At 64.0% G+C, this 23035-nt stretch carries 18 protein-coding genes, 1 rRNA gene and 1 other RNA gene; 2 read left to right on the top strand and 18 right to left on the bottom strand.

Features of this window, described 5'->3' with window-relative positions; all coding sequences use genetic code 11:
• Positions 1-143 precede the first annotated feature (143 nt).
• The 14 genes from ftsA to rnpB all read right to left on the bottom strand — a co-directional run bounded on the left by ftsA (position 144) and on the right by rnpB (position 16690).
• Entirely contained in the window at positions 144-1370 is a 1227-nt protein-coding gene (gene ftsA, locus ACFZAI_RS07230) for a cell division protein FtsA (RefSeq protein ID WP_006217473.1), read from the bottom strand.
• Between the two features lie 4 nt (positions 1371-1374).
• Positions 1375-2199 carry a cell division protein FtsQ/DivIB gene (locus ACFZAI_RS07225; RefSeq protein WP_391566301.1) on the bottom strand — a complete coding sequence of 275 codons (825 nt, stop codon included), beginning with the start codon at positions 2197-2199 and terminating at the stop codon, positions 1375-1377.
• A 12-nt stretch (positions 2200-2211) separates the two neighbouring features.
• Positions 2212-3162: a D-alanine--D-alanine ligase gene (locus ACFZAI_RS07220; RefSeq protein WP_391566300.1), complete on the bottom strand. Its 951-nt coding sequence runs from the start codon at positions 3160-3162 to the stop codon at positions 2212-2214.
• Positions 3159-4565: a UDP-N-acetylmuramate--L-alanine ligase gene (gene murC / locus ACFZAI_RS07215; RefSeq protein ID WP_391566299.1), complete on the bottom strand. Its 1407-nt coding sequence runs from the start codon at positions 4563-4565 to the stop codon at positions 3159-3161. The genes ACFZAI_RS07220 and murC overlap by 4 nt, the downstream gene beginning before the upstream one ends.
• A complete protein-coding gene (murG, locus tag ACFZAI_RS07210) occupies positions 4562-5638 on the bottom strand; it encodes an undecaprenyldiphospho-muramoylpentapeptide beta-N-acetylglucosaminyltransferase (RefSeq protein ID WP_391566298.1) in 1077 nt (358 codons plus the stop codon). Before murG ends, murC begins: the two co-directional genes overlap by 4 nt.
• Entirely contained in the window at positions 5635-6828 is a 1194-nt protein-coding gene (gene ftsW / locus ACFZAI_RS07205; protein WP_391566297.1) for a putative lipid II flippase FtsW, read from the bottom strand. Before ftsW ends, murG begins: the two co-directional genes overlap by 4 nt.
• Positions 6825-8357, bottom strand: a complete 1533-nt coding sequence (gene murD / locus ACFZAI_RS07200) for a UDP-N-acetylmuramoyl-L-alanine--D-glutamate ligase (RefSeq protein WP_391566296.1) — start codon at positions 8355-8357, stop codon at positions 6825-6827. The genes ftsW and murD overlap by 4 nt, the downstream gene beginning before the upstream one ends.
• A complete protein-coding gene (mraY, locus tag ACFZAI_RS07195; protein ID WP_391566295.1) occupies positions 8354-9523 on the bottom strand; it encodes a phospho-N-acetylmuramoyl-pentapeptide-transferase in 1170 nt (389 codons plus the stop codon). The genes murD and mraY overlap by 4 nt, the downstream gene beginning before the upstream one ends.
• On the bottom strand, positions 9513-12371 hold the full coding sequence (gene murF, locus ACFZAI_RS07190) for a bifunctional UDP-N-acetylmuramoyl-L-alanyl-D-glutamate--2,6-diaminopimelate ligase MurE/UDP-N-acetylmuramoyl-tripeptide--D-alanyl-D-alanine ligase MurF (RefSeq protein ID WP_391566294.1): 2859 nt from the start codon (positions 12369-12371) through the stop codon (positions 9513-9515). Before murF ends, mraY begins: the two co-directional genes overlap by 11 nt.
• On the bottom strand, positions 12368-14098 hold the full coding sequence (locus tag ACFZAI_RS07185; RefSeq protein ID WP_391566293.1) for a peptidoglycan D,D-transpeptidase FtsI family protein: 1731 nt from the start codon (positions 14096-14098) through the stop codon (positions 12368-12370). The genes murF and ACFZAI_RS07185 overlap by 4 nt, the downstream gene beginning before the upstream one ends.
• Complete coding sequence (gene ftsL, locus ACFZAI_RS07180) at positions 14095-14385, bottom strand: cell division protein FtsL (RefSeq protein ID WP_054420433.1); 291 nt, start codon at positions 14383-14385, stop codon at positions 14095-14097. The genes ACFZAI_RS07185 and ftsL overlap by 4 nt, the downstream gene beginning before the upstream one ends.
• Positions 14385-15482 (bottom strand): 16S rRNA (cytosine(1402)-N(4))-methyltransferase RsmH, encoded by a 1098-nt coding sequence (rsmH, locus tag ACFZAI_RS07175; protein ID WP_342066874.1) that lies wholly within the window; start codon positions 15480-15482, stop codon positions 14385-14387. Before rsmH ends, ftsL begins: the two co-directional genes overlap by 1 nt.
• Before the next feature lie 7 nt (positions 15483-15489).
• On the bottom strand, positions 15490-15918 hold the full coding sequence (mraZ, locus tag ACFZAI_RS07170) for a division/cell wall cluster transcriptional repressor MraZ (protein ID WP_006226256.1): 429 nt from the start codon (positions 15916-15918) through the stop codon (positions 15490-15492).
• A 366-nt stretch (positions 15919-16284) separates the two neighbouring features.
• Positions 16285-16690, bottom strand: an RNA gene (gene rnpB / locus ACFZAI_RS07165) — RNase P RNA component class A.
• A 132-nt stretch (positions 16691-16822) separates the two neighbouring features.
• Here rnpB and ACFZAI_RS07160 point away from each other — a divergent pair.
• A complete protein-coding gene (locus tag ACFZAI_RS07160) occupies positions 16823-18649 on the top strand; it encodes an ATP-binding cassette domain-containing protein (protein ID WP_391566292.1) in 1827 nt (608 codons plus the stop codon).
• 158 nt (positions 18650-18807) lie between these two features.
• Here the strand turns inward: ACFZAI_RS07160 and pyrC are convergent, their stop codons facing one another.
• Positions 18808-19872 carry a dihydroorotase gene (gene pyrC, locus ACFZAI_RS07155; protein ID WP_391566291.1) on the bottom strand — a complete coding sequence of 355 codons (1065 nt, stop codon included), beginning with the start codon at positions 19870-19872 and terminating at the stop codon, positions 18808-18810.
• 10 nt (positions 19873-19882) lie between these two features.
• The gene (locus ACFZAI_RS07150; RefSeq protein WP_391566290.1) at positions 19883-21076 is read right to left on the bottom strand and encodes a M20 aminoacylase family protein; all 1194 of its coding nucleotides are present in this window, start codon (positions 21074-21076) and stop codon (positions 19883-19885) included.
• A gap of 147 nt (positions 21077-21223) precedes the next feature.
• Here ACFZAI_RS07150 and ACFZAI_RS07145 point away from each other — a divergent pair, with 147 nt between their 5' ends.
• The gene (locus tag ACFZAI_RS07145) at positions 21224-21502 is read left to right on the top strand and encodes an SWIB/MDM2 domain-containing protein (RefSeq protein WP_006217453.1); all 279 of its coding nucleotides are present in this window, start codon (positions 21224-21226) and stop codon (positions 21500-21502) included.
• Positions 21503-22118: 616 nt separating this feature from the next.
• Here ACFZAI_RS07145 and ACFZAI_RS07140 read toward each other — a convergent pair.
• Both ACFZAI_RS07140 and rrf read right to left on the bottom strand, forming a co-directional pair.
• Positions 22119-22484 carry a DUF4870 family protein gene (locus tag ACFZAI_RS07140; RefSeq protein ID WP_391566289.1) on the bottom strand — a complete coding sequence of 122 codons (366 nt, stop codon included), beginning with the start codon at positions 22482-22484 and terminating at the stop codon, positions 22119-22121.
• 206 nt (positions 22485-22690) lie between these two features.
• A 5S ribosomal RNA gene (gene rrf, locus ACFZAI_RS07135) occupies positions 22691-22803 on the bottom strand.
• Positions 22804-23035 lie beyond the last annotated feature (232 nt).

Below are 23035 nucleotides of genomic sequence, written 5' to 3'. Positions count from 1 at the left end.
CCAACAACCTATATTTTGTGAATCGCCTCAAAGCCGATGCCGACTACATAGGTCCGCGACGGGTTTGAGACGCCTCCTCTTTCTGGCGCTTCCCGCAAAACAACCGCGAGTCACACCAAGGAGCAGGCCCCAACCTGCACCTTTCAATTCATAAACCATTCCTTCATGCGCGCCAGCAAGCTCTTGAAATTGCCGGTCTGGGCGGCGACCTTGCGGCCGCGCACGCGCTGCATCCGTGCTTCCTGCAACAAGCCCATCACCGTCGAGAAACGCGGATTGCGCATCACGTCAGCCAGGCTGCCTTCATATTCGGGAACCGCCACGCGCACCGGCTTCAGGAACACGTCCTCGGCCAGTTCGATCATGCCGGGCAATTGCGCCGACCCGCCGGTCAGGACCACGCCCGAGGCCAGCAGATCTTCGTAGCCGGAATCGCGCACCACCTGCTGCACCAGCGTGAACAGTTCTTCAACGCGCGGCTCGATCACGGCGCCCAGCGCCTGGCGCTTCACTTGGCGCGGGCCGCGGTCGCCCAGGCCCGGCACTTCCACGGACTCATCCGGGCTGGCCAGCACCTGCTTGGCCACGCCGTAGCGCAGCTTGATTTCTTCGGCGTCCGGCGTCGGCGTGCGCAGCATGGCGGCGATGTCGTTGGTGATCTGGTCACCGGCAATCGGCAGCACCGCGGTGTGGCGGATTGCGCCGCCGGTGAAGATGGCGACGTCGGTCGTGCCGCCGCCGATATCCACCAGCACAACGCCCAGTTCTTTCTCGTCGGCGGTCAGCACGGCCAGGCTGGATGCCAGCGGTTGCAGGATCAGGTCTTGCACTTCCAGGCCGCAACGGCGCACGCACTTGACGATGTTCTGCGCGGCGCTGACCGCGCCCGTCACGATGTGCACGCGCACTTCCAGGCGCAGGCCGCTCATGCCGATGGGCTCGCGGATGTCTTCCTGGCCGTCGACGATGAACTCCTGCGTCAGCACATGCAGCACCTGCTGGTCTGTCGGGATGTTCACCGCTTTGGCGGTCTCGATGACGCGGGCAACGTCGGTGGCGGTGACTTCTTTGTCCTTCACAGCGACCATGCCGCTGGAATTGAAGCTGCGGATATGGCTGCCGGCAATGCCGGTGTAGACGTCGCGAATCTTGCAATCTGCCATCAGCTCGGCTTCTTCAAGCGCGCGCTGAATGGAATTCACAGTGGTCTCGATATTGACGACCACGCCCTTGCGCATGCCGCGCGATTCGTGCTGGCCCAGGCCGAGCACTTCGAATCGCCCTTCGGGCAAAATTTCAGCCACCACAGCCACCACCTTGCTGGTGCCGATATCGAGGGCGACGATAAGGTCCTTGATGTCACGGGTCATGGCGTTAGCGTTTCTTGGGAGGTTTCGGTGTGGATTTGGATTTGGTTTCCGACGCGGGCAACGGAGCCAGCGCCAGGGCGAAACCATTCGGATAGCGCAGGTCGGCCTGCGTGATGGTGCGCCCTTCCAGGCGCCCCGACACGGCGGGCCACGCCTGCACAAAGCGTTGAATTCGGGCCGCGAACGGCAGAGCGCCGGGCAGGCCATGCGGGTCCGGCGCATCGGCGCCCGGATCGCGGCCCAAGTCCAGCATCATGCCGTTGGACAACACCACCCGCCAGGCGTAGCGCGGGCTGAGCTCCAGCTGCTTCACATGCATGTCCAGCGGCGCAAACCAGCGCGCCAGCTCGGCATAGCGCTGCACGACGAGCGGCTCCGTGCCCTCGGGCCCGGAGAACTGCGGCAGGACGGTTTCGTCGTCCACTTCGCCCGTGTTCGCCGTGAACGCTTCGCCCCAGGTGTTGATCATCTGGTTCTCGTTCCACAGCGCAAGCGGCTGCTGTTCCTCGATGCGCACGCGCAGCACATTGGGCCAGATCCGGCGCACGGTGGCATGGCGCACCCACGGCACCGACTCGAAGATCTCGCGCGCGTCGTCCAGGTCCACCGTGAAGAAGTTGCCCTTGAAGCGCCCCGCGATGGCGGCTCGCACCGCTTGCGGCGACACATAGTGCAGCTCGGTGTCCGGCATCGATTCCAGCTCGATGGCCGTCAGCGTGAAGAACGGGCGCTGCGCTACCCACACCACGCCCGCGATGAGCATGGCGCAAACCGCCATCACGGCTAGCGTGTTGGCGATCAGGTTGGTAGTACGAGCGTCGTTCCACACGGATTATCCAGGTCAAGCGTTACGCGCGGCGCTGTGCACTTTGCACGACGCCTCAGACAAAATTGCCACGCACAGATCGGCGTAGCTGATCCCAACGGCCTTCGCGGCCATCGGCACCAAGGAATGGCTGGTCATGCCAGGCGAGGTATTCATTTCAAGCAGCCACGGCCGGTTGTTGCGGTCGAGCATGAAGTCGGCGCGGCCCCAGCCTTCGCAGCCCAGCGCCTGATAGGCCTTCACAGCAATCGCGGCGACTTCTTCAGCCACGCCGTCCGGCAATGTGGCCGGGCAGAAGTACTGCGTGTCGTCCGAGAAATACTTGTGTTCGTAGTCGTAGTTGCCGCCGGGCGCCGCGATCTCGATCACGGGCAGAGCGCGTGCGCCCTTGCCTGCACCCAGCACGGCCACGGTCAGCTCGCGGCCGGTGATGAATTGTTCGGCCAGCACGACGCTGTCAAAGCGCGCGGCCGCCGCGTAGGCTTCCTTCATGTCGGAATAGCCCACCACTTTCGTGATGCCGACGGTGGACCCTTCATGCGGCGGCTTGATAATCAGCGGCAAGCTCAGACGGTCGGGCACCAGACGAAGTTCCGTGTCGGCGTCCAGCACTTCAAAGTCGGGCGTGGGCAGACCAATCTGCTGCCACACCCGCTTGGTCATGGTTTTGTCCATGGCCAGCGCGGACGCCATCGGGCCGCTGCCGGTGTAAGGAATGCCCAGCAATTCCAGCGCGCCTTGAATCGTGCCGTCTTCGCCATAGCGGCCATGCAGCGCGATGAAGACGCGGTCGAAGCCTTCGGCGGCCAGCTCGGCCAGGCTGCGTTCGCCAGTGTCGAACAGATGCGCGTCCACGCCGGCGCTGGCCAGCGCCTGCTGCACGCCCTTGCCGGACATCAGCGACACTTCGCGCTCGGCGGAACGCCCGCCGTACAACACACCCACTTTGCCGAATTGCGTGCTCATGCCAGCTCTCCTACTTGGCCGGGGACTTTGCTGATCGAACCCGCGCCCATCACAATCACCACGTCGCCGTCGCGCACGAAGTCCAGCACTGCCTGGGGCAGCTCGGCCACGTCTTCGACGAACACCGGTTCCACCTTGCCGGCCACACGCAGCGCGCGCGACAGGGCGCGGCCGTCGGCGGCCACCAGCGGCGGCTCGCCGGCCGAATAGACCTCAGTCAACAACACCGCGTCGGCCGTGCCCAGCACGCGCACGAAATCTTCAAAACAGTCACGCGTCCGCGTGTAGCGATGCGGCTGGAACGCCAGCACGATGCGGCGGTCAGGCCAGGCGCCGCGCGCGGCGGCCAGCGTGGCGGCCATCTCAACGGGGTGATGGCCGTAGTCGTCGATGACGGTGAACGTGCCGCCGCCATGGCTGGCCGGCACGGGGAATTCGCCCGTCTGCGTGAAACGGCGGCCCACGCCCTTGAAGGCGGCCAGCGCGTCGCAGATGGCGTCGTCGGATACGCCCAATTCGGTTGCCACGGCGATTGCGGCCAGCGCATTGCGCACGTTGTGCAGGCCCGGCAGGTTCAGCACCACTTGCAACGGCGGCAGCAGCGTGTCGCGGTGTGTGCGCTGCACGTTGAAGCGCATGCGCGTGCCTTCCGGCTGCACTTCATAGGCGCGCACTTGCGCGTCTTCGTTCAGGCCGTAGGTGGTGATCGGACGCGACACGAAGGGCATGATCTCGCGCACATTGGCGTCGTCCGAGCACAGCACGGCGCTGCCGTAGAACGGCAGGCGCTGCGTGAATTCGATGAACGCACTTTTCAGGCGCGCCACGTCATGGCCATAGGTGTCCATGTGATCGGCATCGATGTTGGTCACGATGGCCATCACCGGCAGCAGATTCAGGAAGGACGCGTCGGACTCGTCGGCCTCGACCACGATGTAGTCGCCCTGGCCCAGGCGCGCATTGGCGCCGGCGGAGTTCAAGCGGCCGCCGATCACGAACGTCGGGTCCAGGTCGCCCGCGGCCAGCACGCTGGCCACAAGGCTGGTGGTTGTGGTCTTGCCGTGCGTACCCGCCACGGCGATGCCGCGCTTCAAGCGCATCAGCTCAGCCAGCATGATGGCGCGCGGCACCACGGGAATGCGCGACGCGCGGGCGGCGATCACTTCAGGGTTGTCACCCGCCACCGCCGTGGACGTCACGATGGCGCCCGCCCCCGTGACGTTGCTGGCCACGTGGCCGATCGCGATCTTCACGCCCAGGCTGGCCAGACGGCGCGTCACGGCGGACTCGCTCAGGTCGGAGCCGCTGATGGTGTAGCCCAGGTTGAGCAGCACTTCGGCAATGCCGCTCATGCCCGAGCCGCCGATGCCTACGAAATGGATATGTTGAATTCTGTGTTTCATGATGAACGCCCCGCTGCTTGTTCACAGACGTCGGCGATATGCGCTGCCGCTTCCGGGTGCGCATGCGCGCGGGCACGGATGGCGACGGCTTCCAGTTCTTGTCGGGTGCGCTGGGCCAGCCAGTCCGCCAGCCACTCGGGCGTCAAGGCGGTCTGCGGCTGGAGCCAGGCGGCCTCGGCGTCGCTCAAGAAGCGCGCGTTGGCGGTTTGATGATCATCGATGGCGTGCGGAAACGGCACGAACAGCGCGGCGACGCCAGCGGCCGCCACTTCGGACACCGTCATGGCCCCCGCGCGGCAGATCACCAGATCCGCGTCGCCCAAGGCGCCCGCCATGTCATCGATGAACGCGCGGCAATCGGCCGTTACGCCCGCTTGGGCATAGGCCTGCTGCAACGCGGGCAAATGTTGTTCGCCGGCCTGATGGATGACCATCGGACGGTTTTGTTGCGGCAAGCGCGCCAGCGCTTGCGGAACGGTTGTGTTCAGCGCCTGCGCGCCCAGGCTGCCCCCCACGACGAGCACGCGCAGCGGGCCCGTGCGGTTGGCGTAGCGCGTGGCCGGGTCGGGCAGCGCGCACAAGTCGGCACGCACCGGGTTGCCCATGGCTTCGCCCTTGGGCAGCACGCCGGGGAACCCGCTCAACACGCGGCGCGACATCTTCGCCAGGCATTTGTTCGCCGTGCCTGCCACGGCATTCTGTTCGTGCACCACCAGCGGCGTGCCGCGCAGCGCAGCAATCACGCCCCCCGGGAACGCCACGTAGCCGCCCATGCCCAGCACCACGTCCGGACGCACATCCGACAAACGCGACCAGGCTTCTCCAAACGCGCGCAGCAGCAAGAACGGCAGCTTCAGCAGCGCGGATGCGCCCTTGCCTCGCACGCCTTGAAAACGCAGCGGCACCAGTTCGATACCGCGCGGCGGCACCAGCTTGCCTTCCATTTTGTCGGGGTTGCCCAGCCACAGCACGCGCCAGCCGCGCTCGCGCAGCACATCGGCAACCGCCAGGCCCGGCATGATGTGTCCGCCGGTGCCGCCGGCCATGATCAGAATGGTGCGGGCCGCGGTCATACTCGCCCCCCACGCATCATGACGCGGTTTTCCACGTCGACCCGGATCAGCATGGCCAAGGCGCACAGGTTCATCACCACGCCCGAACCGCCATAGCTCATCAGCGGCAGCGTCAAACCCTTGGTGGGCAGCAGGCCCAGGCACACGCCCATGTTGATGAACGACTGCACGCCGAACCACATCGCCACGCCATGCGCCACCAGGCCCGCGAACGTGCGTTCCATGGCGATGGCCTGACGGCCGATATCGAAACCGCGATAGATGATGATGGCAAACAGCGTAATCACCGCCATCACGCCCACAAAGCCCAGTTCTTCGCCCACCACCGCCATCAGGAAATCGGTGTGCGCTTCGGGCAGGTAGTGCAGCTTTTCAACGCTGGCGCCCAGGCCCACGCCGAACCATTCACCCCGGCCCAAGGCAATCAGCGAGTGCGACAGCTGATAGGCGCTGCCGTACGCGTTGTCTTCATTCCAGGGGTCCAGGTAGGCGAACAGACGTGCACGGCGCCACGGCGACAACCAGATCAGCATCAGGAAGGTGCCCACCAGCACGGCCAGCAGGCTGCTGAAGTATTTGCCGTTGATGCCGCCCAGGAACAGGATGCCGATGGCGATGGCCACGATCACCATGAACGCGCCCAGGTCAGGCTCCAGCAACAGCAGCATGCCCACGCCGGCCAGCGCGAACGCCATCGGCAAGAAGCCGCGGGCGAACGCCTGCATGTGTTCCTGCTTGCGCACGGTGTAATCGGCGGCGTAGAGCAAGGCGGCCAGCTTCATCAATTCGGACGGCTGGAAGTTCAGCGGGCCCAGCGGGATCCAGCGGTGCGCGCCGTTGACTTCACGGCCGATGCCGGGAACCAGCACCGCCACCAACAAGATCATCGACACCACGAACAGCGGCACCGCCATGCGCTGCCAGACCCGGATGGGAATGGCCAGCACAACGGCGCCCGCCACCAGCCCGGCGCTGACGAACAAGCCGTGGCGGATCACGAAGTAATAACGCCCATAGGACGCGTAACGCGGGCCGTCGGCCAGCGCGATCGACGCCGAATACACCATCAGCAAGCCGAGCAGCAACAGCGTCGATGCCGCGATGACCAGCGGCAGATCGAAGTTGCGCATCTTGGTACGGCCGGGCCGTACGGCATTGACGCTGGCGGTGAGATCGGCGATCAGGCTCATGCCACCTCTCCACGGTCGCGGGCCAGGTCTTCGACCTCTTCCACGAACACCTGCCCGCGATGCGGGTAGTTGCGGAACATGTCCAGGCTGGCGCAAGCCGGCGACAACAGCACGGCGTCGCCAGGCTGCGCCAGTTCGGCCGCGCCGCGCACGGCGTCATGCAACGAGTCAACGGTGATGCAGTTGACGCCGGTCGGCGCCAACACGCGGCCGATTTCGGGGCCGTCCACGCCGATCAGCATCACGGCGCGCGCATGACGCGACACCACCGGGATCAGCGGAGAAAAATCCTGGCCCTTGCCCTGGCCGCCGGCGATCAGCACGACCGGTTGGCCCAGGCCTTCCAGCGCGGCCACGGTGGCGCCCACGTTGGTGCCCTTGCTGTCATTGATGTAGTCCACGCCGCCAATCTGGCGCACGAACGCCGCGCGGTGCGGCTCGCCTGCATATTCACGCAGCGTGCGCAGCATGGCGCCCCAGCCCAAGTCCAGGCAGCGCGCCAGTTGCAAGGCGGCCAGCGCATTCAGGGCGTTGTGGATGCCGCGGATGCGCAAGGCGTCCACGGGCATCAAGCGGCTCATGCGGCCGTTGGCGCGCACGGGTTCGGGCGCATCTTTCTTGCGGCGCACGGGCGGCGCAGGTTCGTCGAAATCGCTGGGCTCTGACGCCACCAGCCAGGCCACGCCCTGCCCCAGTTCCAGGCCCATGTCGCCCACCAGTTCCGGCATGTCGCGGCCAAAACTGCGCACATTCAGCGCGTTCACCGTCGGCACCATGCGCAGCGTCATCGGGTCGTCACGGTTGACGATAGCGATGCGCGCCATCTTGAAGATGCGCGCCTTGGCCTCGGCATAAGCGTCCATGCCGCCATGCCAGTCCAGATGATCTTGGGTAACGTTCAGCACGACGGCGGCGTCAGCCCTCAGCGACTGCGTCGTTTCCAGCTGGAAGCTGGACAGTTCCAGCACCCAGACTTGCGGCAGCGCGTCGTTGTCCAGCGCGTCCATCAGCGCGGTCAATGCGGCCGGGCTGATGTTGCCCGCCGCCACAACCGTCAGGCCGCTGGCGTCGATCAAGTCGCGCGTGAGCGCCGTCACGGTGGTCTTGCCATTGGTGCCCGTCACGGTCAACAGGCGCGGACGGTATTCGCGCGTCTCGGCCAGATCGGCCAGTGCGCGCGCAAACAATTCAATTTCACCGACGACTTCGATGCCGCGGGCTTTCGCCTCGCGCAGCAGCTCGGCGGCGGGCGGCAGCGCGGGCGCCAGGCCGGGGCTCAGCACCACCTGGTTCACACCATCCAGCAGCGCCACATCAAACGACGCGTCGCAGCCCAAACGGTATTCCACATCGCTTTGCGCCAGCGCGTCACGCAGCGCGGCAAGGCCGCCCGGTTCGGCGCGTGTGTCGGCCACGCGCAAGCGGGCGCCCAATCGGGCGCACCAGCGAGCGGCGGCGACACCCGTCTCGCCCAATCCAAGGATCAGGACGAGCGGCGCGTCAGCGCGGGAGGGTTCAATCGTGTTCATCGCAACTTCAGAGTAGAGAGGCCGATCAGCACCAGCATCATGCTGATGATCCAGAAACGCACAACCACCTGGGTTTCTTTCCAGCCACCCACTTCAAAGTGATGATGCAACGGGGCCATGCGGAATATGCGTCTACCTGTTCCATAACGTCGCTTCGTGTACTTGAACCAGGTCACCTGGATCATCACCGACAGCGTTTCCACCACGAACACGCCGCCCATGATGAACAGCACGATTTCCTGGCGCACGATCACGGCGATGGTGCCCAGCGCGCCGCCCAGCGCCAGCGCGCCGACGTCACCCATGAAGACCTGCGCCGGATACGCGTTGAACCATAAAAATGCCAAGCCCGCGCCCCCGATCGCCGCGCATAGCACCATCAATTCCGAGGCGCCAGGAATATACGGGAACAGCAGATATTTGGAATAGTCGACGCGACCGACCACGTAGGCGAAGATGCCCAACGCGCTACCGACCATCACGGTTGGCATGATGGCCAGGCCATCCAGGCCGTCGGTCAGGTTCACGGCGTTGCTGGTGCCGACAATCACGGCCCACGTCAACGCCACAAAACCCAGCACGCCCAGCGGATAGCTCACCGATTTGAAGAACGGCACGATCAAGTCGGCACGCGTGGGCAACGCCATCGTGAAGCCGCTGCCGACCCAGGCCTTGAACAACGGCCACAGTTCAGTGTTGGCGGGCGCGGACACGGCAAACGCCAGGTACACGGCGGCGATGATGCCGATCGTGGCCTGCCAGAAGAACTTCTGCCGCGCGGGCATGCCTTCCGGATCGCGATAAACCACCTTGCGGTAATCGTCCATCCAGCCGATCCAGCCGAAGCCGAACGTCACCAGCAGCACGACCCACACGAAGCGGTTCGTCCAGTCCGCCCACAGCAAGGTGCTGATGGCGATGGAAATCAGGATCAGCACGCCGCCCATCGTGGGGGTGCCGGTTTTGACCAGATGCGTTTCCGGGCCGTAGGCGCGCACGGCCTGGCCGATCTTCATTTCGGTCAACTTGCGAATCACACGCGGACCGGCAACCAGGCCGATCAGCAACGCCGTCGCGCACGCCAGCACGGCGCGCAAGGTGATGTATTCGAACACGCCCAGGGCGCGCACATCATCAGAAAGCAGACGGGCGATTTCAAGCAGCATGGTGCTCTCCCTGCCCCTTGGCCGCCGTCGCGTCATTCATAGAAAAAGCCGTCACTACCCGCTCCATGCGCATAAAGCGCGATCCCTTAACCAATACGCAGGACGCGCGCAAACCGCGCAAGGCGGCAACCACTTCGTCTACCGATGCGCAGGCGTGCGCGCCAACACCGAATGCGGCCGAAGCCGCGCGGCTGGCGTCGCCTAGCGTGATCAGCGCGTCAAGCCCATGCTCGCGCGCGTAATTGCCCACCTCGGCATGCAAGGCGGGGCCGTTGTCCCCGATTTCACCCATGTCGCCCAGCACCAAAACACGCTTGCCGGCGATGCGCGCCAACACGTCGATGGCCACGCGAACGGAATCGGGGTTGGCATTGTAGGTGTCATCAATGAGCAACGTTCCGTCACTCAAATGTTTGTGCTGCATGCGGCCCGCAACGGGGACAAATCCCGCCAGGGCGCGCACCGCGCAATCCAGCGGCGCGCCCGCTGCGATGGCGCTGGCGATAGCGGCCAGTGCATTACGCAGGTTGTGCAAACCCGGCACGGGCAACACCAGATCGGCCACGCCGACGGGCGTGACGACGCGGCAGCGCGTGGCGCCGACATCGGCCAGAATCTGTTCCGCATACACATCCAGCCCCGGCTGCAAGCCAAAGCGCAGCACGCGGCGCGGTTCGGCCAAGGCGTCCCAGATGGCCGAGTACGGCTCATCGCCGGGATACACGGCCACGCCGTCATCAGGCAGCGCCGCAATCGCCGCACCGTTCTCATGCGCCACCGCTTCCACGGTGTGCATGAATTCCTGATGCTCGCGCTGCGCGTTGGTCACCAGCGCAACCGTGGGCGCGGCCATGGCGGCCAATTGCGCGATTTCGCCCGGGTGGTTCATGCCCAGTTCGAAGACGGCGGCGCGGTGTTCCGTGCGCAAGCGCAGCAGGGTCAGCGGCACGCCGATGTCATTGTTCAGATTGCCGGCGGTGGCCAAGCGGCCAGCCTCGCCCTGCCATTCGGCCAACATGGCCGAGATCATTTCCTTGGTGGTCGTCTTGCCGTTGCTGCCCGTCACGGCAACCACAGGCAGCGTGAACTGCGCGCGCCAGGCCGCGCCGATGCGCATCAGCGCAACGCGCGTATCGCCCAGCACCAGTTGCGGCAGCTTGGCGTCGCCCACGGCATGCGCCACCACCGCCGCGCATGCGCCCCGGCCTTCGGCCTGATCCAGATAGTTGTGCGCGTCAAAGTTCTCGCCCACCAGCGCGACGAACAATTCACCCGTGCCAATGCGGCGGGTGTCCGTCGACACGCCCTTGACCTGCGGCAGCAACAGCGCCAGCCGTGCCCACTCGCGGTCATCAAAAGGCAGTTTTTCGCCGCCAATATCCTGATAGGTCTCGTGCCCCTTGCCGGCCAGCAGCACCACGTCGTCGGGCGACGCGGACCAGATGGTCTGCATGATGGCGCGTGCCCGATCCACTTGAACGTCGGCGTGGGCGGCTGCGGGAATGCCCGTCAGAATTTGTTCGACGATCGATTCAGGCGATTCCGTGCGCGGGTTGTCGCTGGAGACTACGACATGGTCGGCCAGCTCTGCGGCAATGCGGCCCATTTCGGGGCGCTTGCCCGGGTCACGCTCGCCGCCGCAACCAAACAGGCAGATCAAGCGGCCGGACCGCGCCACCGCTACGGCGCGCAATGCGGTCAACGCACGCGACAGCGCATCCGGCGTGTGGGCGTAATCCACCACCACCAGCGGGCCGCCGCGGCCGGCCGGCGTCTGCGTCGACACCGGCACCGTTTCCACGGTTTGCAAACGGCCGTCAACGGGGTCCGTCGCGGCCAGTTCACGCGCGATCTGCGCAAACGGCAGGCCCAGCTTGTACAGCACGCCCGCCACCAACAGCAGGTTCGACACATTGTGCGCGCCCAGCAGACGCGTCACGATCTGGGCTTCGCCATGCGGCGACATCAGCGTAAAGATCTGGCCCTGCGACGTGGCTTGAAGATCACGCGCGCGCATCGCGGCAGGAAGCTCAGCCGCATCGCTCAGGCTGTAGCCCATCGCCATCCCTGCGGGCATGCTTGCGATCAGGCGGCGGCCGGCGTCATCGTCAGCGTTGACGACGGCGGCGGTCAGGCCCGGCCAATTGAACAGGCGCGCCTTGGCGGCCTCGTAGCGTTCCATTGTGCCGTGATAATCAAGATGGTCGCGCGTCAGGTTCGTGAAGGCGGCCAGCGCCACACGCACACCGTCCAGGCGGCCTTGTTCAATACCGATCGACGACGCTTCCATCGCCACGGCTTGCGCCCCCGCGTCGCGCATGGCGGCGAGCGTACGGTGCACGGTCAGCACGTCGGGCGTGGTCAGGTCGCCGCCCAGCGTCCGGCCGTCGGGCAGCACGGCGCCCAAGGTGCCGATGGTGCCGCAAGGCTTGTCGTTGCGGCTCAGCGCATGCGCAATCCATTGCACAGACGAGGTCTTGCCATTCGTGCCCGTTACCGCCACCACCGCCAACGCGGCGGACGGACGGCCGTACCACGTGTCAGCCAGCTCGCCGAGCAAGGCACGCAGGCCGGTGACCGGCAGCATCGGCGTGTCGGCCGCGGCGGTCTGGATGGCGTCGTTGGCGGGGGCTTCGAACAGCACAGCGCTGGCGCCCAGCGCCAACGCCTTATCTATATAGAGACGTCCATCGCTGGACAGGCCCGGGCAGGCGACGAACACATCGCCCGGCTCGATATCGCGCGAGTCCAGCTTGAGGTGCGCGGTCAACGAGACGCGCGCATGCAACCACGCCACGGTTTCAGCAACCGTGGCGACCGGGGTAGAGAGGAAGCCTTTGGCGCTCATCTGCCTGGCTCCTTGAGACCAGCAACAATCGTGGATTCAAAAGGCGCGTCCGGCCGCACCCCCATCAGCCTCAAGCTCCCCCCCACGATGTGGGAGAACACGGGCGCGGCAATGGCGCCGCCGTAATAACCGCCAACTGTCGGTTCGTCGATGGACACCGCCACGACAATCTTCGGGTCAGACACCGGAGCGAAGCCCACGTACGAGCTCCGGTAACGCTGCATGCTGTACTTGCCATCCACGATCTTGCGCGCGGTGCCGCTCTTGCCGGCCACGCGATAGCCCTGCACCTGAGCGGCCTTCGTGCCTTCGGGGCCAGCGGCGGCTTCCAGCATCGCGCGCACCATGGCGGTGGTCTTGGGCGTGTAGATCTTGACGCTGGTGGGGTCGCTGTCGCGCTTGACCAGCGTCAGCGACACCATGTCGCCATTGCGGGCAAACACGGTATAGGCGCGCGCCACTTGCAACAGCGACACAGACAGGCCGTAGCCGTAGGCCATCGTCGCCTTTTCGATCAAGCGCCAGCGGTCCCACGGACGCAGACGGCCAGGGGCCGCGCCGGGGAATCCCACCTGAGGGGCCTGACCCAGGCCCAGCTCGGTGAAGCGATCCCACATCTCGCGGGATTCCAGCTTCTCGGAAATCATCGTCATGCCGATGTTGCTGGACTTGCGCAGCACGCCCGCCACGTCCAGCGTGCCATTGCGGCTCACGTCGCTGATCGTGCTGCCTTGATACTGGAAGCGGCCATTGCCGGTTTCGAACAAGGTCGACGTCGTGATGCGGCCCAGGTCCAGCGCCAGCGCAGCGGTGAACGGCTTCATGATCGAGCCGGGTTCGAACGTATCGGTAATGGCTTGATTGCGCAGCTTGGAACCGTGGAAGGACTCGCGCTTGTTCGGATCAAACGTGGGCACGTTCGCCAGCGCCAGGATCTCGCCCGTGTGCACGTCCACGACCACGGCGGTAGCGCCCTTGGCCTGGTGCTTGTCCATGGCGTCCTTCAATTCCTTGAACACCAGGTACTGCAAACGGGTATCGATGGACAGGCGCAGATCCCGGCCATCAACCGGCAACGTCACGGCCTGCACGTCTTCAATGACGCGGCCCAGCCGGTCCTTGATGACGCGGCGGCTGCCGGGGCGGCCCTGCAACTGCTGGTTGAAGGTCAGCTCAACGCCTTCCTGGCCCTGATCTTCGACGCTGTTGAACCCCACCACGTGGGCCATCACGTCGCCATCCGGGTAATAGCGGCGGGTTTCGGGCTGCTGATGAATGCCGGGCATGCCCAGCTGCTTGATCTTGTCGGCCACGTCCATGGCGACCTGACGTTTCAGGTAGACGAAGTTCTTGTCTTCGTCGACCAGGCGGTGGCGCAGATCGGCCACGGGCGTTTCCAGCAGCTTGGCCAGCGCGTCCATCTGCGCGGGCGTGCCTTGCTTGGCGTCTTCGGGAATGGCCCAGATAGCGCGGGCGGGCACGCTGGACGCCAGCACGGCGCCATTGCGATCCATGATCTTGCCGCGCGTGGCGGCAAGCGTCAGCGTGCGTTCGTAGCGGCGTTCACCCTGCTGCTGCAGGAACTCCGTCGACAACCCTTGCAGAAACAGCGCGCGGCCAGCCAGCACCGTAAACCCGCCAAACAGCAGGATCAGCACCAGGCGTGCACGCCACGTGGGCAATTGCCCGCGCAGTACGGGGTTGTCGAAGAAGGGAACGCGTTTCATTGCGCGCCTCCGGTGGCGGAGACGGGCGCTTGATTCAAATACAGCGTGCGGTCCGGAACGATGGGAATCATCTTCAGGCCGTCACGTGCAATGACGTCCACCCGCGCGTTGCGGGCGAGTTCGGCGCGGTCAAGTTGCAGGCGGCGCCAGTTGGTTTCGAGGTCGCGCGCTTGCGCCTGATCGCGCCCCAGCTCAACAAAAAGCTGGCGCGACTGATACCGGCTGGTGACCAGGGAAATGGCCGACAGCATAAGTAGCGCCGCAACGATCAGGTTCACACGGCCCATTAGCGCCGCCCCCCTTTGCCGCCGCGCCGAGGCGGCGGAGCCAGGTCGCTGCCGGGCAGCGAGCCGATCTTCACAAACGCGAAACCGCCCTCGGCGGGCAGCGGCGTTTCGGTGCGTTCGGCAACGCGCAGGACAGCAGAGCGGGCGCGGGCATTGCCGGAGACTTCATCGTCTTCGGCCTGAACACGGCCCAGGGAACGCAGGACGGGCTGGGGCATTTCGCTTTCGCGCAGCGGCAGGCGTGCATGCGCGGCGGCCGGACGAGCCGCCGCCACGATGCATTGCTTGACCATGCGGTCTTCAAGCGAATGAAAGCTGATCACCGCCAACCTCCCCCCTGGGGCAAGCAGGTCTAGAGCTGCCGCGAGGGTGCGCGCGAGCTCTTCGAGTTCCCGATTGATGTAAATCCGTAGAGCTTGAAAGGTGCGTGTGGCCGGATGCTGCCCCTTTTCGCGCGTGCGGACGGCGCTGGCGACGCACTCGGCAAGCTCGAGCGTGGTGCGCAGCGGCCTTGTTGCGCGGCGAGCAGCAATCGCCTTTGCAACCTGAAAAGCAAACCGTTCTTCGCCATAATCCGCTATGACCTCCCGCATCTCATCCACACTGGCTTGCGCCAGCCAATCCGCCACCGTGGGACCACGAGTGGTGTCCATCCGCATATCGAGCGGGCCGTCTCTCATGAATGAGAAGCCGCGCTCTGCGTCATCAATCTGAGGCGACGAAACGCCCAGATCCAGCATCACGCCATCAACCTTGTCGATGCCGAGCTGCTGCAATTCTTCTGCCATGGTGGCAAAGCCGCCATGAATGACCGTGACCCTGGGGTCCGCCGCCGCCAACGCATTGGCTACCGCGATCGCCTCGGGGTCCTTGTCGAACACCACCAGCCGCGCGGACTTGCCCAAGCGTCCAAGCAGTTCGCGACTGTGCCCGCCGCGGCCAAAAGTGCCGTCGACAAACACACCGCGTTCCGCCCGCGTAGCCGTATCCGGCTCGGTCTGCGTGTGCGACCGTGTCGCGCCCTTGCCGCCGAAGTCGGGCAGCAATAGTGCGTCCACCGTCGGCTCCAGCAGAACGGGCCGATGTTCGAATTCCATAAATTTTTCAGAACGAAAACTGGTTCAACACATCCGGCATACCCTTGGCCAAATCCTCAGCCTCGCGGCTGGCCAGAGTAGCGGCGTCCCACAGCTCGAAGTGCGCGCCCAGACCGAGCAGCATCACATCGCGCGTCATACCGGAAGCGTTGCGCAGTTCAGGAGCGATAAGGACCCGGCCGGAGCCGTCCAGTTCGACGTCCTGAGCGTTGCCCAGCAACAGCCGCTGCAACGCACGAGCCGTCATGGGAAAAGCGGCGATCTGTTCGCGCTTCTTTTCCCACTCGGGACGCGGGTACACCAGCAAGCAGCCGTCAGGGTGGCGTGTCAGGGTCAGCCGGCCATCGGCCTGCGACATCAGCGCGTCACGATGCCGGGTCGGAATCGAGATCCGTCCCTTGGCATCCAGCGTGAGCGCGCTGCTTCCCTGAAACACCACTTTTACCCCACTTAATTGCACAATTTCCTACTATTTCCCACTCTACGGTATGGCACAGGGGCGGTCAAGCGCGTGGTTGCAATTTTTTCAATCACAACAAGGACTTAGATCAATATGTAAATCCGCAAAAAGAAAAACCTCCTAATAAATCAGGAGGTTGCGGCACACTCTACAAGTCCTTCTTCAGAAGTAGCGCCTAAGGATGACTTTGCATTGTTTTACGTGGGGCCGTATCGCCCGTCGTGGCGAGGCTTCCCGCCGACCTTGCCGCGATAAGCTGCGAAAAAATTGGGGAAGCCAACGCCGGGCGCGGCCGAAGTCAGCCAGGCTCCCGGCCCGGCCAACTCTCGCGTGGAAAATTCGATGCAAGACGGGTCTATAGGCCGGATTCTGTACACCAGGTTGCCCTGGCGGACGATCATTCCTCTGCGCGGATCATTGCTGAGCCGCTCTAGCCACCTACCCGCATGCTTGGACGGAGCCGCCCTTCGCGACCCGAGGGCCGCACGCATGCCTATTTGATGTTGCTCCGGATAGAGGTTGCCGCGTTTCACCCTGCGACGCCGCCCTTCGTTACCGAAGGGCGCGATACGGAGATGGCCGTATCGGTGCGTGCCATGCACGCCCGCTTCCCAGTCTCGTCTCTGTGGCCCTATTCCTCAGCCGCGCCCGAAGACGCAACCGGACGGCCGTTAGCCGTTACCCTGCCCTATGGAGTCCGGACCTTCCTCGATGGATTTGCATCCACCGCGATCGCCCGACCCGCCTTGCGGTTCGTATTCTATTACAGGTCACGGCTCTGTCCCCTTGGCGCGCGCCAGAAGTGTCGTCAAACAGCTTTACGGGGTTTCGGCGACAATACGCGCTGATCCGCTTAGACGCCGCAAAAACGAACCCCTACATGGCCCTCGCAACTCTCATCACCCTTACCGACATCCAGCTGGCCTACGGCCACCACCCACTGCTGGACCACGCCGACTTCGCCATCCAGGCCGGCGAACGTATCGGCCTTATTGGCCGCAACGGCGCCGGCAAGTCATCGCTGCTGAGACTGCTCGATGGCCGCACGCTGCCCGACGACGGCGACATCGCCCGCAATTCCGGGCTGCGCGTCGCCACGGTCGAACAAGAACCCGAGCTGGATGAAAACGCCACGGTGTTCGATGTGGTCTGCAATGTGGAAGGCGACCACGAAGACTGGCAGCGCCCCTCCCGCGTGCGCTCCATGCTGGAAAAGCTGGGCCTGCCCGCGGATGCGCAGATTGCCGGTTTGTCGGGCGGCACCCGCAAGCGCGTCGCGTTAGCGCGCGCCCTGGTCGAAGAACCCGATCTGCTGTTGCTGGACGAGCCCACCAACCACCTCGACTTCGAGGGCATCGCCTGGCTGGAAGACATGTTGCGCAGCTGGCGCGGCGCCGCGGTCATCATCACCCACGACCGCCGCTTCCTAGATGCCGTCACCACCCGCATTGTCGAACTCGACCGCGGCCGCCTGCTGAGCTTTCCCGGCAACTTCTCGCAATGGCAAGAGCGCAAGGCGCAATGGCTGGAATCCGAGCGCCTGGAACAGGCTCGCTTCGACAAGCTGCTGGCGCAAGAAGAAGTCTGGATACGCAAGGGCGTCGAAGCCCGTCGCACCCGCAACGAAGGCCGCGTGCGCCGCTTGGAAAGCCTGCGGGTCCAGCGTGCCGAACGCCGCGAACGGATCGGCGATGTGTCCTTGGCGCTAGCGGAAGGCCAACGCTCGGGCAAACTCGTGGCCGAACTCGAACACGTCGGCAAGACCTTCGGCGACAAGGTCGTAGTGGACGACTACACCACCACCATCCTGCGCGGTGACCGCATCGGCATCATCGGCCCTAACGGCGCGGGCAAGACGACCTTGCTCAAGCTGATCCTGGGCGAAATGCAGCCGGACACCGGCACCACGCGCCTGGGCACTAACGTGGCCGTTGCGTACTTCGACCAGATGCGCGCGCAGCTGGACGAAAACGCCTCGCTCGTCGACATCATCAGCCCGGGAAGCGAATGGGTTGAAATTGGCGGCACACGCAAGCACGTCATGACCTACCTGGGCGACTTCCTGTTTTCGCCCGCTCGCGCCGGCTCGCCGGTGCGCAGCTTGTCCGGCGGCGAACGCGCCCGCCTGCTGCTGGCCCGTCTATTCGCGCGCCCCGCCAACGTACTGGTCCTGGACGAGCCCACCAACGACCTGGACATCGAAACCCTGGAACTGCTTGAAGAGTTGCTGCAGGAATACGCCGGCACCGTGCTGCTTGTCAGCCACGATCGCGCATTCCTGAACAACGTCGTCACCCAGACCATTGCCTACGAGGGCAACGGACACTGGCGCGACTATGTTGGCGGCTACGACGAATGGGTCGCCCAGCGCCCGGCGCCCGCAGCGCCGGCCGAGGACGCCGACGTTGCCGTCAAGCCAGCCGACGACAGCGCCGCGCGCGCCAAGGTTGCCCGCCCCAAGCCGGCCAAGGCCACGAAGATGAATGCCTGGGACTTGCGCGAACTTGAAGGCCTGCCAGACGCCATCGCGGCGCTCGAAGCGCAGCAGGCGGAACTCGCAGGCAAGCTGGCCGACGGCAGCCTGTACCGCGACGCCCCTGCGGAAGTCGAACGCATCAACGGTGAACTCGCCAAGCTGGAAAGCGAGTTGGAAGAAAAATTCTCCCGCTGGGAATTGCTGGAAGCGCGCCGCGACGGCACGCTTTAAGGCGCTGGTCTTGGCAGGACGCCTGTGTAGGCCATGTATGTAGGTTGTCTATATATATAGACGCTTTGCGACACAGCAAAAAATTCGGGGTGGACAGCAACTTGCCGTCCACCCCGTTTTTCATTGTCGACCGCGCATTTTCAGCGCAAAGCCGGCGCTCAGCTATGGGCGCGCCAGGCCAATGCTTCGCCGGCCGCCAACGGCACCAGCGTCGTGTCGCCGAATGCCAGCTCGTCGGGCACTTGGTAGGTCTCGCGCACGAGCGTCAACGTGCCCGTGTTGCGCGGCAGGTCGTAAAAGTCAGGGCCGTGGAAGCTGGCAAACCCTTCCAGCTTGTCCAGCTTGCCAACGGCGTCGAACGCGGTCGCGTAGAGCTCCATCGCATGCAGCGCGGTGTAGCAACCCGCACAGCCGCACGCATGCTCTTTCAGGCCACGCGCGTGCGGCGCGCTGTCGGTGCCCAGGAAAAAGCGCGGGCTGCCGCTGGTGGCCGCCTCGACCAAAGCCAGGCGATGCGTCTCACGCTTGAGGATCGGCAGGCAGTACATATGCGGACGCACGCCGCCCTGAAAAATGGCGTTGCGGTTGTACAGCAGATGCTGTGGCGTGATCGTCGCGGCGATCGGCCCTTCGGCGTCGCGCACATACTCCGCACCTTCCTTCGTCGTGATGTGCTCGAACACCACCTTCAGTGCCGGGAACGCGCGGCGCAACGGCTTCATGACGCGTTCAACGAAAATCGCTTCACGGTCGAACACATCAATCGCCGGGTCCGTCACTTCGCCATGCACCAGCAAGGGCATGCCGCACTTCTCCAGCGCTTCGAGCGCCTTCGTGCACTTGCCCAGCAAGTCGGTCACGCCAGCGTCCGAGTTGGTGGTGGCGCCCGCCGGATACAGCTTCACGGCATAGACTTGGCCGGACTCGTGCGCGCGGAAGATTTCCTCGGGGGACGTGTTGTCGGTCAGATAGAGCGTCATCAGCGGCGTGAAACCGTCCGGGTTTCCGCCTGCCTTGCGCAACGCCTCCAGGATGCGGCCGCGATACGCCAAAGCCTGCTCGGTGGTCGTCACCGGCGGCTTCAGGTTCGGCATGATGATGGCGCGTGCGAATTGACGTGCGGTATCCGCCACCACGGCTTCCAGCGCAGCGCCATCGCGCAAGTGCAGGTGCCAGTCGTCGGGGCGGGTGATGGTGAGCTGAGTCGTGTTTTGAGTAGACATGAAAGGCTTCTTAATCTGCCAGCGGCATGCCCCGTTCTGCCAGCGCGCAGAACATCGCGCTGCCCAGGGGAATGACCGCATCGTTGAAATCAAAATGCGAGTTGTGCAGCACGCAGCCGGACTCGGCGCCGCCCTGGCCCAGCCGGAAATACGCGCCGGGCTTATTCTGCAACATGAAGGAAAAATCTTCGGAGCCCATTGAGGGCACCAGATCACGCACCACGTTTTCCTTGCCGATCATCTCGGTGGCGATATCGGCCACCAGATTCGCGTGCTGCGGCGTGTTCAGGGTCGCGGGATAGATGCGTTCGTAAATGAGTTCGGCTGTGCCGCCGAAGGCGCTGGCGATGGCGGTGACCAACTCGCGCATGCGCGTCTCGACCATCTCCTGCACGGATTTGCGGAACGTGCGCACCGTGCCAACCAGCTTGGCTTCGCGCGGGATCACACTCATCGCACCCGGATGGCCCGCTTGCATCGACCCGATCGACACCACAGCCGAATCCAGCGGGTTCACATTGCGCGACACGATGGTCTGCAACGCGGTGATGATTTGCCCGGCAATCGTCACCGGATCAATCGTCTGATACGGATGCGCGCCATGGCCGCCCCGGCCCGTAATCTGGATTTCGAAGCGGTCCGCTGCCGCCATCATCGGCCCTGGATTGATGCCGATCGTGCCGGGCCGCAGTCCCGGCCAGTTGTGCAAGGCATAGATCGCATCACACGGAAACGTGTCGAATAAGCCATCCTCAAGCATGGCACGTGCGCCGCCACGCCCTTCTTCCGCCGGCTGAAAAATCAGCACCGCGGTACCGTCGAAATTGCGCGTCTGCGCCAGGTACTTTGCCGCGCCGATCAACACTGCCGTGTGGCCATCATGACCGCAACCATGCATCAAGCCCGGCTTGGTGGACTTGTGGCCGAAGTCGTTGTCCTCCGTCATGGGCAACGCATCCATGTCGGCGCGCAGGCCAATCATGCGCCCGCTATCGCAACGCTTGCCACGGATGACACCCACCACACCGGTCTTGCCGATGCCACGGTGCACTTCGATCCCCAGCGCCTCAAGCGCGCCGGCCACGATCCCGGAGGTACGGACTTCTTCGAAGCCCAGCTCAGGGTGTGCATGCAAATCGCGCCGCAGCGCTGTCAACTCGTCATGAAAGAGCCGAATTGATTCCAACGGAGATCGTGCGTACATAGGAGGTTACAGAATGACGTGATAGAGGGGACGGTGCGCCCATTTTAGTTGCTACAGAGGATAAATGCCTTTGTCTTTACGAGAGAGACACGTTATGCTCCGGCCGCAGGACAATTTTTCCAACAGCCAGAGAAGGAGCGCCGCATTATGGCCACAACCTCCAAACCCGCGACCGCGCGCAAGCCGAACGCTGCATTCATGAAGCCCCTGACCCCCAGCGCCGAATTGGCCGCTGTCATCGGCTCGGAAGCCGTGCCGCGTACCGAGGTCACCAAGAAGATCTGGGAATACATCAAGAAGCACAACCTGCAAGATGCCAGCAACAAGCGCAACATCAACGCCGATGCCAAGCTGCGTCCGATCTTTGGCAAGGATCAGGTCACGATGTTCGAACTGACCAAACTGGTCAACGCACATCTGAAGTAAGCAGGCAAAGGGCGTACCCCGTACGTCCCTGCCTACTGGATTGTCGCGACGCCCTGGCTTACCGCCGGGCTAGCCCAACTCTCTCGCGCAAGCGCTATTTTCCAGCGCAACGCTTCGCGCAAACCGGTCCTCCATATTCTTTGGAGACGGCAAATTCCCAAACGATGCTCTACGGTCAACTCCTCTGATCGCCAAGCTGCATGCGCGTCTTCAAGCGATTCGTACCTGCGGGCAGCGAACGGCAGTCCGCCGCACAATCGAATGTGGGCGCCTAGCACCCACGAACGCCCGCAACGCTCATAGACAGGCAATCTGCGCCACGCTGAGCGCATCCCCGCACGTACCCTGCTCGAATGCGCATCAAGGTCAGCAGGCGTGTCTGGCAGGTATTGAGTCGCAGACGCTTGCGCGTGAGTGCGTGTCTGCCGGCTGCGCTTGCAGGAAGCGCTGCCTGTAAGGGCCTACAGGAAGCGCCTACAGGAAGCGCCTACAAGGTGCATCTACTGGGAACGCCTACCGGGAACGCACACAGGGAGCCCACACAAGGCGCACACACAAGGCGCACACACATGAAAAAGGCCGGCGATAAGCCGGCCCTTCTAACGTACAGCTCTGCTCAGGCGTACGTGGTTGGCGCGCTGCCTTCCAGCAACGCCAGCCATCCTTTGATCAGGCGATACAACACCCACACCACCGTCGCAATCAGTCCGATCCAACCGATGAAGATGTACAGGGCAATACCGCTGATCGCCAGCCACAACATGGCCCACCAGAACGTGCGCAACATCCAGTCGAAGTGGGCGGCGTATACCGTGCCGGCCGCATCGGAGCGCTTCAGGTACATCAGCACAACCGCAGCCAGCGTCGCAATGCCCAGAATGCCGCTCGTCAGGAAGCCCAAGGCAAACAAGCCATAAGCCACGTGGGTCAGCGTGCGCAGGTCTAACGTCGTACCGGGCACAGGGGTCTGGGGATCACTCACGATAACGCTCCAACGAATTGACTCGGTCAATCTTACCGCACAAACTCCGCCCGCCCACGGTCGTTGTTATTTGTGCACATTCAACATTGGCGCGGCTCACAGCCTGATTGACGAGGGTTGACGCACACGGTTTTGCGCGCATTTCCAGGGTCGAACGCACAAAAACAAAGCCCCGCCGGGAACCGGCGGGGCTTTGAGGGATAAGAGCTTGACGATGACCTACTTTCACAGACGTCCGTCCACTATCATCGGCGCGAAGGCGTTTCACTGTCCTGTTCGGGATGGGAAGGAGTGGTACCACCTTGCTATGGTCGTCAAGCGTAACTGCTTGAGGGGTTGCGTGACTCATCAACCGCTCGAATTCTGGGTACTGCTTCAGCACTGCATCGAACACCCAACTACTCAAGTGATATCAGGTATCACCTAATATCACGAACACCTTGGGTTCTCACTATAAAAGACAAAACCCCACAGGGTTACCTGTGGGGTTTTGCGGAATAAAAGCCTGACGATGACCTACTTTCACAGACGTCCGTCCACTATCATCGGCG

The organism is Achromobacter sp. NPDC008082 (assembly GCF_042957345.1).
GTDB classification, from domain to species: Bacteria; Pseudomonadota; Gammaproteobacteria; order Burkholderiales; family Burkholderiaceae_B; genus Achromobacter; species Achromobacter kerstersii_A.
The sequence above is the reverse complement of the archived record's forward strand: the minus strand, read 5'-3'. Positions and strand labels throughout refer to the sequence as shown.